We start from the raw sequence: 15,148 nt of genomic DNA on the forward strand, positions 1-15,148 counted from the left end.
TGAGCCGGTGACCGACCGGCACCGACACCGCGTTCCACGGAGTGGAACGACAGTCGTCTCAACAAGTGAACATTCGTACCGAACTGTGAAACAATGGGGCCATCACCCCGAAACCTCGAAGGAGCTAGAACCATGGCAGAACGCTTTTATGACGACGATGCCGACCTGTCGCTGATCCAGGGCAAGAAGGTCGCCGTCATCGGCTACGGCAGTCAGGGCCACGCTCACGCACTGAGCCTGCGCGACTCCGGAGCAGAAGTGCGCATCGGACTCAAGGAGGGTTCGTCGAGCCGGGACAAGGCCGCCGCCGAAGGGCTTGAGGTCGGCACCCCCGCCGAGGTGGCCGCCTGGGCCGATGTCATCACCATCGCCGCTCCCGACCAGGTGCAGGCTGAGATCTTCGAGAACGAGGTCAAGGACCAGCTCACCCCGGGCAAGGCCCTCGTCTTCATCCACGGCTTCAACATCCGCTACGGCTACATCAAGGCCCCCGAGGGCGTCGACGTCGTCATGATCGCCCCGAAGGGCCCCGGCCACGTCGTCCGCCGTGAGTACGTCGACGGCCGCGGCGTGCCCGTCCTCGTCGCTGTCGAGGTCGACGCGACCGGCCACGCATGGGAGCTCGCGCTCTCCTACGCGAAGGCGATCGGCGGCCTCCGTGCCGGCGGCATCAAGACGACCTTCACCGAGGAGACCGAGACCGACCTCTTCGGCGAGCAGACCGTGCTCTGCGGCGGCGTCTCCCACCTCGTCCAGTACGGCTTCGAGGTCCTCACCGAGGCCGGCTACCAGCCGGAGATCGCCTACTTCGAGGTCCTCCACGAGCTCAAGCTCATCGTCGACCTCATGGTCGAGGGCGGCATCGCCAAGCAGCGCTGGTCGATCTCCGACACCGCCGAGTACGGCGACTACGTCTCCGGTCCCCGGGTCATCACGCCCGAGGTCAAGGAGAACATGGAGAGCGTCCTCGTCGACATCCAGAACGGCACCTTCGCCGAGCGCTTCATGAACGACCAGAAGAACGGCGGCACGGAGTTCAAGGAGCTGCGCGCCAAGGAGGAGAAGCACCCGATCGAGGCCACCGGTCGCGAGCTGCGGAAGATGTTCGCGTGGCTCAAGGACACCGACGACGACTACACCGAGGGCACTGCCGCTCGCTGATCGTCTGCCCGGGTGGACCGGGAGATCGAAGGCGCCGAGGGAATCGCCTCCCTCGGCGCCTTCGTCGTCTCGTCGGCCGTGGGCCCGGTGCGCGCGCTCCACGGGAAGCCCGAGCAACGCGGGCTCGCCTGTGCCGCGAACCGGATCGCCTACGCCGCGAGCCGCGCCGCGCGTCTGGCGGCCTGGACCGCGGGATCGGGCACCGGTGCGGACTCGATGAGCTCCCGGGTGTAGGGCTGCTGCGGGTCGGTGAGCACCTGCCTGCTCGATCCCTCCTCGACGATGCGCCCGTCGCGGAGGACGATGACGCTCGAGGCGAGCTGTTCGACGACGGCGAGGTCGTGGCTGATGAACAGGCACGCGAACTCGCGGACCTCGTGGAGGTCGGCGAGGAGCCGGAGCACTCCGCGCTGGACGGAGACGTCGAGGGCCGAGGTCGGTTCGTCGGCGATGAGCAGTTTCGGGCGCAGCGCGAGCGCGCGGGCGATCGCGACACGCTGCCGCTGGCCGCCGGAGAGCTCGTGCGGGTAGCGCTCGGCGAAGTCGGCCGGCAGCTGGACGTCGGTGAGCAGCTCGCTCACCCGTGCCTCGATCTGCCGGGTTCGCAGGTCGGTGTGGACGCGCAGCGGCTCGGCGATCTGCGAGCCGACCGACCGGCGCGGATTGAGCGAGCCGCGCGGGTCCTGGAAGACGACGCCGACCTCTGCCCGGTGCCGCCGTTGTCGTCGGTTCGGGCGGGTGGTCACGAGTTCGCCGTCGACGAACGCCTCACCTGAGGTCAGCGCCTGCCCGCCGGTGAGGACGTTGGCGATCGTCGACTTGCCCGAGCCCGACTCGCCGACGAGCCCGGTGATCTGCCCTGCGGGAACGACGAGGCTGACGTCGTCGAGGGCGACGACCCGGCGGCCCGAGGAGCGGTGGACGACGGTGGCGTGCTGCAGCTCGGCTGCGGGCACTGGGCCGGTCGCGGACCCGGCGGCTGCGCGGGACTCGACGCCCGCGCGGGGCCCGACGTCCGCGCGGGACCCGGCATCCGTCCGGGACCCGGCAGCCGCCTCGGCGGGGGAGTCGTCCCTCCGCGCGACGACCGCGGAGAGCCGCGGCACGGCGGCGAGCAGCTCCCGGGTGTAGGCCGAGGTCGGGTCGGAGAAGATCTGGGCGACCGGACCCGTCTCGACGATGCGGCCGTCCTTCATCACGGCCACCCGGTCGGCGATGTCGGCGACGACGCCCATGTCGTGGGTGATGAGGAGGACGGCCTGGCCGGCCTGCGCCTGGGCGAGGAGGAGGTCGAGGATGCCCGTCTGCACGGTGACGTCGAGGGCCGTGGTCGGCTCGTCGGCGATGAGGACCTGCGGTGAGTTGATCGTCGCGAGCGCGATCATCGCCCGCTGCAGCTGGCCGCCGGAGAGCTCGTGCGGGAAGGCCCGGGCGACCTGCTCGGGGTCGCGCAGGCCGACGGTGCGCAGCTGCCGGACCACCCGCTCTCCGAGGTCCGGCCCGGGACGGCGGGTATGGGCACGGACCGCCTCGGCGATCTGATGGCCGACCCGGAACATCGGGTTGAACGCGCTCATCGGCTCCTGGAAGACGACCCCGACCCGCTCCCCGCGGATCGCCCGCAGCCGTTCCTGGTCGAGGCCGACGAGGTCGACCCCATCAGCCGCCGGGGCGGGGGCCGATTCCGCCGAGTCGGGGGCCGGTCCCGCCGGGGCGGGGGTGCCCTCCTCGGCGCACAGGAGCACCGACCCGGACTCGCTCGCCCCCGGCACGAGGCCGAGGGGAGCGAGTGCGGTGACGGACTTGCCCGACCCGGATTCGCCGACGAGGGCGAGGATCGAGCCCGGGACGAGGTCGAAGGACACGTCCCGGGTGACCTGGCGGGAGCCGAAGGAGACCGAGTAGTCCCGGTAGCGCAGCGCGGGATGCGGACTCGTCATCTCAGCCCTTGAGGGAGGCCTTGAAGTACACGGGGTAGGCCGGGAACTCCCCGATGACGAAGTTCTCGACGTTCGACCCGTGGAGGAAGGAGTTCTTGTTGTACGTCAGCGGCACGACGGGCGCGTCCTCCATGATCCGGCGGTCGGCTTCGGCCCACACCTTCTGCGCCTCGGTCGGATCGACGGTCTCGGTCGCCTTCCTGATGAGCGCGTCGACTTCCTTGTTCGAGTAGCGGGAGAGGTTGTAGTTGCCGTTGCCGATCTGCGAGGAGTCGAAGAGCGGCTGGATGTTGCCGTTGGCGGAGGGGAAGTCCGGCTGCCACGACCCGAGCACGAGGTCGTAGTCGGCGTCGTTGGCCGTGGCATCGGCGGAGTACGTGTTCGCGTCGACGGACTTGATCTCGACGGTGATGCCCGCTCTGCTGAGAGCCTGCTGGATCGCCTCGGCCTGCGCGACGAAGGTCGCGGAGTTCTGCGTGAGCAGGGTGAGCGTGCCGAGGTCGGCGCCGGCCTCGGCGAGCAGGGACTTCGCCTTCTCGACGTCGCCGCCGGGCTCGGCCGGGTAGAGGTCGTACTCCTCGCGTCCGGGAATGCCCGGCGTGATGAGCGTCGTCGCATAGTCACCGGAGATCTCCCCGCCGCCGGCGATGCGGAACGTGTTCTTGTCCACGGCGTAGTTGATCGCCTGGCGGACCTTGACGTCGTCGAGGCCGGGGCGCTCGGTGTTCATTGCGAGGTAGGCGAGTGCGCCGGGTCCGGAGGTGACAAGCCGGGACTTCGCGTTCGGATCGTTCTGGACCTGCGCGAGCTGGGAGGCGGGCACGAAGCTCGCGGAGAACCCGTTCTTCGCATCCCCGGAGTCGGAGATGAGCGCCTGGGAGGTCACCGAGGCGTCCTGGCCGAGCTTGAAGACGACCGAGTCGGGTCCGGCCGTGCGCACCGGGTCGGTGTCCTGCTGCCACTGGTCGTTGCGGGTGAGCACCGCTTCGGCACCGGACTGGTTCGACTCGACCTTGTAGGGACCCGAGGCGATGGGGTCGATGCCGTACCGGCTCGGGTCGTCCTCGCCCTCGGGCACGGGGGAGAAGGCCGGCATCGAGACGATCCAGGGGAAGTCGCCGAAGGAGGAGTTGAGGCGGAAGACGATGGTCTTCTCATCCGGGGTCTCGATCGAGGCGAGGTCCTCGCCCTTGAACGGGCCCTGGTATTCGGCGCCGCCCTCGAGCAGACCCTTGTGGTAGCTCAGGCCGCCGGAGAGCTCGGTGGAGAAGGAGCGTTCGATGCCGTACTTGATGTCCTGCGTCGTGATCGGCTGGCCGTTCTCGTACTTGAGTCCGTCCTTGAGGGTGAACGTCCACGTCTTCCCGTCGTCGCTGACCGTGCCGGTGTCGGTGGCGAGGTCCGGGACGACCTTGCCGGGCTTGTCGGGCTGGATGTCCCACGTCGTCAGCCGACGGTGGACGAGCGAGAGCGAGGTGATCGCGAGTCCCTGGCTCTTGCCGGGGTCGAAGTCGATGTCGGGAGCGTCGGTGAAGATGTTGAGCGTCCCGCCCCTCTGCGTCTCACCGAGGGTGTCGCCCCGCGAGTCGTCGTTGAGGCCGGGGTTGGCGTTGCAGCCGGTGAGCACGAGGCCGAGGGCGAGGGTGGCGGCGGCGAGGCCGATGCGCTTCATGATGGTCCTTTGCGTGGAGTGGGTGGAGTGGAGTCGAGTGTCTGAGCGGCTTTGGTCTGGGTGCCTGGGGTCTGGGCGTACGGGGCCCGCAGGCGCCGACATCGCTGCCGCCGACATCGGCGCCGGTGCTGTGTCAGTCGGTGCGGCGGGAGCCGGGAGGGCAGGGTCATCGGGCGGCTCCGATCCGCGGGTCGAGGACGGAGTAGCTGAGGTCGGCGATGAGGTTGGCGATGATGACGACGGCGGCGGCGAAGAGGGTGACGCCGACGATGACCTGGATGTCGAGGCTGGCGACCGATTCGAGGAGCAGGGTGCCGACCCCGCCGAGCGCGAAGACCTTCTCCGTGATCACCGCCCCGCCGAGCAGGCCGCCGATGTCGATGGCGAACAGCGTCGTCAGGGGCACGACGAGGTTGCGCAGGCCGTGCTTGCCGACGACGACGGTCTCGCTCAGCCCCTTCGCCCGCGCTGTGCGGATGTAGTCCTGGCTGAGCACGTCGAGCATCTGCCCGCGCGTGAGCCTCGCGTAGATCGCGCCATTGGCGATCGCGAGCACGACCCAGGGCAGGATGAGATGGAACGCCCACAGCGCGGGGTTCTCCGTCAGCGGGACATACCCGCCGATGGGCAGGACGTTGAGGACGAAGCCGAAGAGGAGCACGCCGAGGAGGCCGAGCAGATACGTGGGTGCCGAGATCCCCGTGATCGCCGCCCCCATCACCGCGGAGTCGGTGAACGTGCCCCGCTTGAGTGCGGCGAGCAGCCCCGCGGCGATGCCGCCGATCGCCCAGAGCACCGCGGCGCCGAGGGTGAGCGAGAGCGTCACCGGCAGACGATCGAGGATGAGGGCGGTGACCGAGTCGCGCAGGCGGAACGAATACCCGAAGCACGGGGCATTGCAGTGGATGGCCGTCGTGCCTTCGCCGAAGGTGCGTCCGCCGATGATGCCGGCGAGGAAGTCGACGAGCTGCTTCCACCACGCCTGGTCGACGCCGAGGTAGCGCTCCACCTCGGCGAGGCGCTCGGGGGAGCAGGGCTTGCCGCACGAGAGCTGGGCCGGGTTGGTGGGCATGAGGTAGAAGATCGCGAAGCACGCGGCCGCGATGAGGAGGAGGACGACGAGTGCGCCGAGGATCCGGGAGACGATGAATCGGAGCCTCACGGCTGACCTCCTGCGCTCATCGGGTCGGCCTTCGCCGTCTCCCCGCCCCGCTCCTCGGCGGGGTCGAGGGCGTCGCGGAGACCGTCGCCGAACATGTTGAAGCCGAGCGTGACGAGGAAGAGCGCCATGCCGGGGAAGATGAGGTACATCGGGTCGACCTGGACCCACGAGATGGCATCGGAGATCGAGCGCCCCCACGACGGGGTGGGCGGGTTGACGCCGACCCCGAGGAAGGACAGGGCCGCCTCGGCGCCGATCTTGCCGGGTATCGAGACGGTCGTGAAGACGATGACGGTGGCCGCGATGTTCGGCACGATCTCGCGGACGATGATGCGGGCCGATCCCGTGCCCTGTGCGGCGGCGGCACGGACGAAGCCGCGTTCGCGCAGGGACAGGGTCTCGCTGCGGACGACGCGGGCGACCTGCGGCCATCCGAAGAGGCCGATGACGAGGATGAGGAGGAGCGGGCGCGGGAAGCTCGCGGGCACGGTGGCGGAGAGCGCGATCGCGAAGATGAGGAACGGGAAGCCGAAGACGATGTCGGTCAGGCGCGAGAGGAGACGGTCGGCGATTCCGCCGAAGAAGCCGGCGATGAGCCCGATCGCGACCCCGACGGCCACGGACACGACCGTCGCGGCGAGCCCGATGAGGAGGGAGACCTGGGCGCCGTAGGTGACGATCGCGAAGAGGTCCCGGCCCGTGCGCGGTTCGACCCCGAACCAGTGCCCCGCACTCATCCCGCCCAACGGCCCCGCCGGTGCCGTGTCCGGACCGAGGAGATCGGGGTTGTACGCGTACGGGCTGTTGCCGGTCAGCCACGAGAAGACCGGGGCAAGGACGGCGAGGAGGACGAAGAGGACGACGAGTCCGAGGCCGATCATCGCGGGGCGTGACCGGCGCAGACGCGACCAGACGGTGTCTGAGCGACGGCGGCTGCGCGTCGGAGTGGGCATCGGGGTCCTTCGATTCGTGGTCGGCTGGGCCAATCGCGTCCGGGATCGCCGAACTGCTCAACAATTATGCGCCTGATCGTCGCCTGTGCAAAGTCGTGAAGTTCCGTGACAGCCGCCGCCGGTGACCGCGGGTGACGGCAGGTGAGTCGGGGCGTGGCCGCGCGCTGCCGAGGGCCAGGTCACAGAGCCGGTGTTAGAGTCGCAGGGAGGACCACCCGGCCCATCCTCGAGGAAGGCGACATTGTGACGAACTACCGCTTCGAGAGCTTCACCCCCGCCTTCGACGAGTCGACGGGAGAGCCGGATGAGAGGACGAAGGGCTACTTCGCCTCGACGAGCGTCGGCTTCCACGACTCCCGGTCGACCGATGAGGCGCTGAAGAAGCGCGTCCAGCGCGCGATCGACGACGACCGTCGGCTCACCGCCGTCTATGCCGAGAGCGAATACGAGTACGCGCTCGACTCCGGCATCCCCGTGGCGACCTTCGCGTGGTTCGAGAAGCTCGTCAACGTCGGCGGCGGCCGGCTCGTGCCCGCCCACCTCATCACGTGGGTGACCGTGCGCCCGACGCATCGGCGGCGCGGACTGCTCCGGTCGATGATGACGACCGACCTCGCCGAGGCGAAGGCCGCCGGCTACCCGTTCGCCGCACTCACCGCGACCGAGGGCGGCATCTACTCCCGCTACGGCTTCGGGGTGGCGACGTGGTCGCACGCGATCGAGGTCGACACCTCGCCGGGCTTCCAGATGATCCGCGAACCCGACCGGCGGGTCGAGATGTGCCTGCCGAGCGTCCTGCGCGAACTCGCCCCGAAGATCTACGGCGAGTTCATGCGCACCTCACCGGGTGCGATGGAGAGGCAGCAGACCTACATCGAGCGGGCCACGGGGGATCTCAACACCGAGACGGGGGAGGCCGACCGCGGGGTCCGTGCTGCGCTCCACTTCGGTGAGGACGGGCAGCCAGACGGCTACGTGTCCTACAAATTCGCGGGCTGGTCGGTCAAGCCGCCGACGATCGAGCTCATCGACTTCGTCGCCGCCACCGATGCCGCCTACGCCTCGCTGTGGTCGTTCCTCGCCGCGATCGATCTCTCGAGCCGGGTGACCTTCGGCGAATCGGCCGAGGACTCACCGCTGCCGTGGCTGCTCACCGACTCCCGCCGGGTGCGGACGACGTCGACCGAGGACAACATCTGGATCCGGATCCTCGACGTCAAGGCCGCCCTCGAGGCCCGCCCCTGGTACGTCGCGGGCACCCTCGTGCTCGAGATCGACGACCCGCAGGAGCTCACCGGCGGCAAGTTCCGCATCACCTCCGATGGGGAGAACGCCGTCGTCGAGACCGCCTCCGAGTCGACCCCTGCCGATCTCAGCCTCGGCATCGCCGAGCTCGGTTCGCTCTACTTCGGCGGTGCCGACCCCGTCATCCTCGTCCGTGCCGGACGCATCGAGGAGAACGTCCCCGGTGCCGCCGTGCAGGCGAGTGCGATGTTCAGCCTCGGGCGGATGCCGTACTCGCCGAACGGGTTCTGAGGACTTTCCCAGAATCTGAGATCTCGTGAACGCTTTCCCGGACTCACCTAGGATGGGCCCGTCCCGGAACCCTAAGGAGTCTGTTCGTGCCCAAGCCCATCGTGCTCATCGCCGAAAACCTGTCACCGGCCACCATCGACGCGCTCGGGGGTGACTTCGAGATCCGTCACACGGACGGCGCCGACCGCTCCCAGCTCCTGGACTCCATCGTCGATGCCGACGCGATCCTCGTCCGCTCGGCCACGCAGGTCGACGCCGAGGCGATCGCGGCGGCGAAGAGGCTCAAGGTCATCGCCCGCGCCGGGGTCGGACTCGACAATGTCGACGTCCCGGCCGCCACCTCGGCGGGTGTCATGGTCGTCAACGCCCCCACCTCGAACATCATCTCCGCCGCCGAGCTGACGATGGCCCACATCCTCGCCTCGGCGCGGTACTTCGGTGCGGGCAACACCTCGCTCAAGGCGGGGGAGTGGAAGCGCTCGACGTTCACCGGCGTCGAACTCTACGAGAAGACGCTCGGCATCGTCGGCCTCGGGCGCATCGGCGGGCTCGTCGCCGAGCGCGCGAAGGCCTTCGGCATGCGCCTCGTCGGCTACGACCCCTACATCACGCAGGCCCGCGCCGCCCAGATGGGCGTCGAGGTCGTCGACCTGCCCGGGCTCCTCGCCGTCTCCGACTTCGTCACCGTCCACATGCCCAAGACCCCGGAGACCATCGGGATGATCGGGGCCGAGCAGTTCGCCCAGGCCAAGCCCGGTGCCCGCTTCGTCAACGTCGCCCGCGGCGGCATCATCGATGAGGACGCCCTCGCCGAGGCGGTCGCCGCCGGGACCGTCGGAGGCGCCGGCATCGACGTGTGGAACGTCGAACCCCCCGAGCACTCGGCGCTCATGGAGCTCGACGCCGTCAACGTCACCCCGCACCTCGGCGCCTCGACGGCCGAGGCCCAGGAGAAGGCCGGGGTCGCGGTCGCGAAGTCCGTGCGCAAGGCGCTCGCCGGTGAGCTCGTCCCCGACGCCGTCAACGTCGCCGGCGGTGCGATCCACGAGGACGTCCGTCCCGGCATCCCGCTCGCCGAGCGGCTCGGACGCGTCGTCAACGCCCTCGCCGAGTCCTCGGTCACTCACTTCAAGGTCGAGGTCAACGGGGAGATCGCGGACAAGGACGTCTCCGTCCTCAAGCTCTCCGCGCTCAAGGGTCTGTTCAAGGACGTCGTGTCCGACCAGGTCTCCTACGTCAACGCCCCGCTGCTCGCCGAGGAGCGCGGGATCGGCGTCGAACTCGTCACCGACCCCTACTGCGAGTCCTTCCGCAACGTCACCCGCCTGACGGCGACGACCGGGGACGGTCAGCGGATCACGGTCGCCGGCACCGTGACCGGGCCGAAGCTCGTCCAGAAGCTCACCGAGGTCGACGGCTACGACCTCGAGATCGAGCTCACCGACAACCTCCTCATCTTCCGCTACGAGGACCGCCCCGGCATCATCGGCCAGCTCGGCCTCGCTCTCGGAGCCAACGAGATCAACATCGCGGGCATGCAGGTCTCACCCTCGGCCGAGGGCAGCGAGGCGCTCTCCGTCATGGCCGTCGACACGGCCGTGCCCGAAGAGGTCGTGCGCGCCGTGGCCGGGGCCGTCAATGCCTCGGCGTTCTCCGCGGTCTCCCTCGAGGAGGACTGAGGACCGCTATGATGGTCGCTGCACGAGGATCAGCCGATCCGTGCAGCGACCATCGCCGGTCCGGTGATGTCTCGCCTCCTCGGTGACAGCGCCGTCGGCGTTCACACCACGAAGGAACCCATGACCGAAACACCGCAGTCCCCTCTGCCCGCTGACGGAGGCGCCCCGGCCGCCGTCTCCCCGCAGGCCGCATCCGGCCGCACCGATCTCTCCCAGCCGCTGCCGGGAGCCTCCTTCCCGCAGGCGGTGCGCCGCTTCTTCAAGAAGTACACGGTCTTCACCGGCCGTGCCTCCCGCAGCGAATTCTGGTGGGCCTACCTCCTCGTCGCCGTGCTCTCGCTCATCCCCAACGTGATCATGATGATCGGTCTGAGCATCGGCGCGTCCTGGGCGGCGGCGAACCCCAAGGTCACCGAGCTTGGCGTCGACCCCACTACGGGTGAGGCGGTGACGGTCGAGACCGCTCCGGGGATCGTCAACCACCCGCCGGCCGCGATCCTCATCTTCGTCGGCCTCGCGCTCCTCATCGTCGTCGTCCTCGCCGTCATCGTCCCCTTCCTCGCCGTCGTCGTCCGTCGCCTCCACGACGCGAACATGGCAGGACCGATGGCCTTCCTCCTGCTCGTTCCGTTCGTCGGAACCCTCATCGTGCTCGTCCTCATGCTCCTGCCCTCGAAGCCCGAGGGCGCACGGTTCGACCGCGCCTGAGCCCGACGCCCGTCCTCACGACGCCGGCCCCGTCAGAACTCTGACGGGGCCGGAGTTGTATCGGCGAGGATGCCGCGGGTGTCGCGAATTCGGCGGATTCCGCGCGTGGCGGGCGCAGCGCGGGAGGCTACCTCGCGAGCAGCGGTGAGCGGGTGCGCAGGGCCACCCAGATCCAGAACGCGTCGGCGAGCAGCGCCGCCGAGAGGCCGAGCAGGGCACCGGCGATCGTGTCGGTGAGCCAGTGGACCTGGAGTGCTGTGCGCGACCACATCATCGCGAGGATCCAGACGGGGACGAGGACCATCGACCAGTGGAAGCGCAGACGGGTCGAGTCCGGGCCCCGGCTGGAACGTGCGTGGGCGATGATGAGGGCGAGACTGAGCGCCAGGGCGGCAGCGCCCATCGAATGCCCGGACGGGTAGGAGAAACCAAGGGAGTTGTAGAGCTGATCGCCGGGGCGCAGCCGTTCGACGACCGCCTTGATGGCCTCGGACAGTCCGACGCCGAGCAGCATCGTCGTGACGATGACAGCGGCTGCGCGCAGTCGGCGCAGCAGGACGAGGATCCCAGCGGCCACGCCTGTGCAGACGACGGCGCCCGTCGCCCCTCCCACCTCGGCGAGGGTGACGCAGATCCAGTACGGCACGGAGTCGACGGGGACCTTGACGAGCTGCGCCCACCACGTGTCGAGAACGGTCGGCCCGACGATGCTCAGCCGCAGCCAGAGCCCGAAGGCGAGGACCGCGAAGAGCGCGGGAACCGTCGCCCACAGAGCCCAGCGGGGGATGCGGACGATGGGGTGGGCGGAGTCTGCGGGCGGGCGGATCAGGCGTTCCAGAGACCGTAGGTGTCCGCGAGCGAGGCGATCTTCTTCGCGCGGGCGAGACGGGGCAGGTAGGAGCCGTCGGTGATCTCGGATCCGCCCTCGGCCGCCGCGAGCATCTGCCGGGCCCACGCGCGCTCGTCCTCGCTCGGGCTCATCGCCTCATTGAGGGCGTTGACCTGATCGAGAGCGAGCACGAGCTTGCCGGTCATGCCCATCTGGTGGGTGACGTCGGCGTCCGCGCGCACCTGCTCGTCGCTCGCGTCGGCGGCCGAGGGGCCGTCGATGGCACCGGGCAGCCCGCCCATGCGCGAAGCAATGGTCAGGCGCGAACGGGCGTAGGCGAGCGCCATGGGATCGCCGGAGAAGCCGGTGTCCTTGCGGAAGTCGTTCGTGCCGAAGGCGAGGCGGAAGGTGCCGGGTGCCTCGGCGATCTTCGTCGCGTTCTCGACTCCGCGGGCGGACTCGAGGAGGGCGATGACGGGCAGGCCGGCCTTCGCGCGCATCGCGGTGTAGGAGACCTGTTCGGGGCGTTCGGTCTCCGGGAGCATGACTCCGCGCAGACCCGGCAGGGTGGCGACGGCGGCGAGGTCGTCGTCCCAGAACTCCGACTCCATCTTGTTGATGCGCACCCACGCCGACATCCCCGACTCGAGCGCGCGGACGACGTTGTCGCGGGCATCGAGCTTCTTGTCCTCGGCCACGGAGGCCTCGAGGTCGAAGATCACCGAGTCGGCCTCCGAGGCCTGCGCCGGAGCGAAGATCTCCTCCTTCGCCGCGTTGACGAGCAGCCACGAGCGGGAGAGCTTGGCGGGGAGGGAGGCGGCGCGGCGGTTGCGGATCGTTTCAGTCAAGGATCGACTTTCTCTCGGGACTCGGTGGTTCTGCCAGTTCCATCTTCGTGCCTTGCAGGGTGGAATTGTAGCCGTGTGCGAAGATTGGGACGTGAAATTGTCCACGTCAGCGGTCTGGCGAGGCTGACACCCGGCTGGAGACGAGCCCACTTGCCGCCTCGTCCGCATGATGGGACACGGTAGTTGCATCATGAGATGCGCCTTAGGGTGGCGGCATGAAGTTCTCAATTGCGGTCATGCCCGGCGACGGAATCGGCACCGAGGTCGTCCCCGAAGGGCTCAAGGTCCTCCAGCGTGCGATCGAGGTCTCGGGCGAACCGGTCGAACTCGAGCTCACCGACTACGAGGTCGGCGCGAAGCGCTGGCATGCCACAGGCGAGACGCTCACCGACGAGGACCTCGAATCCCTGCGGGGCCACGACGCGATCTTCTTCGGCGCATGCGGCGACCCCAGCGTCCCCTCCGGGGTGCTCGAGCGCGGGGTCATCCTCAAGATGCGCTTCGGCCTCGGCCACGCCGTCAACCTCCGGCCCTCGAAGCTCTACGCCGGCGTCGAGTCGCCCCTGGCCGCGCGCCCCGAGATCGACTTCGTCGTCGTCCGCGAGGGCACGGAGGGCTCGTACACGGGCATGGGCGGCTCGGTCCGCACGGACACCCCGCATGAGGTCGCCACCGAGGTCTCGGTGAACACGTGGTACGGCGTCGAGCGCGCCGTCCGCGACGCCTTCGCGCGCGCACAGTCGCGGCGGAAGAAGCTCACGTACGTCCACAAGCACAACGTCATGGTCCACGCCGGCCACCTGTGGCGACGGGTCGTGGAGAAGGTCGGCGAGGAGTTCCCCAAGGTCGCGGTCAACTACGAGCACACGGACGCGTGCACGATCTACATGGTCACCGACCCGCAGCGCTACGACGTCATCGTCACCGACAACCTCTTCGGCGACATCCTCACCGACCTCGCCGCCGCCGTCACCGGAGGCATCGGGCTGGCCGCCTCGGGCAACCTCAACGTCGAAGGCACGGCCCCGAGTCTCTTCGAGCCGATCCACGGTTCGGCCCCCGACATCGCCGGTCAGCAGATCGCCGACCCGACCGCCTCGATCCTCTCCGGCGCGCTCATGGCCTCCCACCTCGGCCTCGAGACCGTGGCCAAGGCCATCGAAGCGGCCGTCGAGGCCGACCTCGCCGAACGCGACGGGACGCAGCGGACCACCGCCGAGGTGGGCGACGCGATCGCCGCGCGCCTGGGCTGAGGGGCCGGTCGCCTCGGCGGGGATCCCACCCCGATGCGAGGATGCCGGACCGATGGACTACCCTGAGACGTGGTAGGCCTCACACACGTCGAAAGAGCTCTGATGACTGAATTCGCCATCCTCAGGAACATCCAGCCGCAGCCCGAGCTGGTGCGCGAGGACATCAAGAAGGATCCCGGGTTCGGGCAGTACTTCACCGACCACATGGCGCACATCCGCTACACGAACGATGACGGGTGGCAGGCGCACGAGGTCAAGCCGTACGGTCCGCTCGTGCTCGATCCGGCGGCAGCGGTCTTCCACTACGCGCAGGAGATCTTCGAGGGGCTCAAGGCCTATCGTCACGCTGACGGCTCGGTGTGGACGTTCCGGCCCGACCGCAATGCCGCGCGCATCAACCGTTCGGCCGAACGGCTCGCCCTGCCCCAGCTGAGCGAAGAGGACTTCATCAACTCGCTCAAGGCCCTCGTCTCGACCGACGAGAAGTGGGTGCCGACGCCGGGCACCGACGCCGACGAGTCGAGCCTCTACCTGCGCCCGTTCATGATCGCCTCGGAGCGGTTCCTCGGAGTGCGGGCCAGCCACGAGGTCGACTACTACGTCATCGCCTCGCCGGCCGGACCGTATTTCGCCGGCGGCATCAAGCCCGTGTCGATCTGGCTGTCGAAGAAGCTCAACCGCGCCGGCTCCGGCGGCACCGGCTTCGCCAAGTGCGGCGGGAACTACGCGTCCTCGCTGCTCGCGCAGAAGGAGGCCGCGGAGAAGGGCTGCCAGCAGGTGCTCTTCACCGACGCCGAGGAGCACAAGTACATCGACGAGCTCGGCGGCATGAACCTCATGCTCGTGACCAAGGACGGGCAGCTGCTCACGCCGGCCCTCAGCGACACCATCCTCGACGGGGTGACCCGCCGTTCGCTGCTCGACCTCGCCCCCGAACTCGGCCTCGAGCCGGTCGAACGACAGCTCACCGTCGACGAATGGCGCGAAGGTGCGGAGAACGGTGACATCGTCGAGGCCTTCGCGTGCGGCACCGCCGCGGTCATCACCCCGATCAGCAAGCTCGTCAGCGACGACTTCACCATCGACCACGGAGACACCCCGGGCGAGAAGACGATGGCCTTGCGCAAGGCACTCCTCGACATCCAGTACGGCCGCGTCGAGGACAAGCACAACTGGCTCGTCCGCCTGGCCTGAGGCGGTGTTGCCGCGCCAGCGGTTTCGCGTGGCCTGTGTGGCCCGTGCGGTCTGAACGGCCTGTGCGGCTTGACGGTGTGCGCGGCGCGAGCAGCTTGCGTGCGAGCCGCCTGAGCCGCCTGTGTGCCGGCCCCGAAAGGTGGATCCGGTTCGAAATCGTCTCGTTCTTCGAACCGGATCCACCTTTCTGGCGTCCGTGCCCGCCTCCGGGCG

12 protein-coding genes are annotated in these 15,148 nt (G+C 69.0%); 6 read left to right on the forward strand and 6 right to left on the reverse strand.

Annotated features, from left to right (window positions below; all coding sequences use genetic code 11):
* Positions 1-132 precede the first annotated feature (132 nt).
* Positions 133-1,161, forward strand: a complete 1,029-nt coding sequence (gene ilvC, locus BC102111_RS15660; protein WP_063249084.1) for a ketol-acid reductoisomerase — start codon at positions 133-135, stop codon at positions 1,159-1,161.
* Positions 1,162-1,310: 149 nt separating this feature from the next.
* On the opposite strand, the gene BC102111_RS15670 is transcribed toward ilvC, so the two are convergent.
* The 4 genes from BC102111_RS15670 to BC102111_RS15685 form a co-directional block, all read right to left on the reverse strand.
* On the reverse strand, positions 1,311-3,101 hold the full coding sequence (locus BC102111_RS15670) for a dipeptide ABC transporter ATP-binding protein (protein WP_063249083.1): 1,791 nt from the start codon (positions 3,099-3,101) through the stop codon (positions 1,311-1,313).
* A gap of 1 nt (position 3,102) precedes the next feature.
* A complete protein-coding gene (locus tag BC102111_RS15675; RefSeq protein ID WP_063249082.1) occupies positions 3,103-4,773 on the reverse strand; it encodes an ABC transporter substrate-binding protein in 1,671 nt (556 codons plus the stop codon).
* A gap of 166 nt (positions 4,774-4,939) precedes the next feature.
* Entirely contained in the window at positions 4,940-5,935 is a 996-nt protein-coding gene (locus BC102111_RS15680; protein WP_101624804.1) for an ABC transporter permease, read from the reverse strand.
* Positions 5,932-6,888 carry an ABC transporter permease gene (locus BC102111_RS15685; RefSeq protein WP_009378165.1) on the reverse strand — a complete coding sequence of 319 codons (957 nt, stop codon included), beginning with the start codon at positions 6,886-6,888 and terminating at the stop codon, positions 5,932-5,934. The genes BC102111_RS15680 and BC102111_RS15685 overlap by 4 nt, the downstream gene beginning before the upstream one ends.
* A 243-nt stretch (positions 6,889-7,131) precedes the next feature.
* Here BC102111_RS15685 and BC102111_RS15690 point away from each other — a divergent pair, with 243 nt between their 5' ends.
* The 3 genes from BC102111_RS15690 (at position 7,132) to BC102111_RS15700 (ending at position 10,811) form a co-directional block, all read left to right on the forward strand.
* Positions 7,132-8,424 carry a GNAT family N-acetyltransferase gene (locus BC102111_RS15690; RefSeq protein WP_063249080.1) on the forward strand — a complete coding sequence of 431 codons (1,293 nt, stop codon included), beginning with the start codon at positions 7,132-7,134 and terminating at the stop codon, positions 8,422-8,424.
* A gap of 86 nt (positions 8,425-8,510) precedes the next feature.
* A complete protein-coding gene (gene serA / locus BC102111_RS15695) occupies positions 8,511-10,103 on the forward strand; it encodes a phosphoglycerate dehydrogenase (RefSeq protein ID WP_063249079.1) in 1,593 nt (530 codons plus the stop codon).
* 120 nt (positions 10,104-10,223) lie between these two features.
* Complete coding sequence (locus BC102111_RS15700) at positions 10,224-10,811, forward strand: DUF805 domain-containing protein (protein WP_082834870.1); 588 nt, start codon at positions 10,224-10,226, stop codon at positions 10,809-10,811.
* A 127-nt stretch (positions 10,812-10,938) separates the two neighbouring features.
* On the opposite strand, the gene BC102111_RS17845 is transcribed toward BC102111_RS15700, so the two are convergent.
* Both BC102111_RS17845 and BC102111_RS15710 read right to left on the reverse strand, forming a co-directional pair.
* Entirely contained in the window at positions 10,939-11,457 is a 519-nt protein-coding gene (locus BC102111_RS17845; RefSeq protein ID WP_063249077.1) for a phosphatase PAP2 family protein, read from the reverse strand.
* A gap of 179 nt (positions 11,458-11,636) precedes the next feature.
* Positions 11,637-12,488: an HpcH/HpaI aldolase/citrate lyase family protein gene (locus BC102111_RS15710; protein ID WP_009378173.1), complete on the reverse strand. Its 852-nt coding sequence runs from the start codon at positions 12,486-12,488 to the stop codon at positions 11,637-11,639.
* 215 nt (positions 12,489-12,703) lie between these two features.
* Here BC102111_RS15710 and BC102111_RS15715 point away from each other — a divergent pair, with 215 nt between their 5' ends.
* Both BC102111_RS15715 and BC102111_RS15720 read left to right on the forward strand, forming a co-directional pair.
* Positions 12,704-13,741: a 3-isopropylmalate dehydrogenase gene (locus BC102111_RS15715; RefSeq protein WP_101624805.1), complete on the forward strand. Its 1,038-nt coding sequence runs from the start codon at positions 12,704-12,706 to the stop codon at positions 13,739-13,741.
* Between the two features lie 102 nt (positions 13,742-13,843).
* Positions 13,844-14,935: a branched-chain amino acid aminotransferase gene (locus BC102111_RS15720; RefSeq protein ID WP_095375953.1), complete on the forward strand. Its 1,092-nt coding sequence runs from the start codon at positions 13,844-13,846 to the stop codon at positions 14,933-14,935.
* Positions 14,936-15,148: the final 213 nt, after the last annotated feature.

It is taken from the genome of Brevibacterium casei CIP 102111, from assembly GCF_900169275.1.
Taxonomy (GTDB): Bacteria; Actinomycetota; Actinomycetes; order Actinomycetales; family Brevibacteriaceae; genus Brevibacterium; species Brevibacterium casei.

Excerpts from the sequence above, each read along its gene's own strand:
- ilvC (WP_063249084.1), top strand. The coding sequence starts at position 133 with ATGGCAGAACGCTTTTATGACGACGATGCCGACCTGTCGCTGATCCAG.
- BC102111_RS15670 (WP_063249083.1), bottom strand. The coding sequence starts at position 3,101 with ATGACGAGTCCGCATCCCGCGCTGCGCTACCGGGACTACTCGGTCTCC.
- BC102111_RS15675 (WP_063249082.1), bottom strand. The coding sequence starts at position 4,773 with ATGAAGCGCATCGGCCTCGCCGCCGCCACCCTCGCCCTCGGCCTCGTG.
- BC102111_RS15685 (WP_009378165.1), bottom strand. The coding sequence starts at position 6,888 with ATGCCCACTCCGACGCGCAGCCGCCGTCGCTCAGACACCGTCTGGTCG.
- BC102111_RS15700 (WP_082834870.1), top strand. The coding sequence starts at position 10,224 with ATGACCGAAACACCGCAGTCCCCTCTGCCCGCTGACGGAGGCGCCCCG.
- BC102111_RS15715 (WP_101624805.1), top strand. The coding sequence starts at position 12,704 with ATGAAGTTCTCAATTGCGGTCATGCCCGGCGACGGAATCGGCACCGAG.
- BC102111_RS15720 (WP_095375953.1), top strand. The coding sequence starts at position 13,844 with ATGACTGAATTCGCCATCCTCAGGAACATCCAGCCGCAGCCCGAGCTG.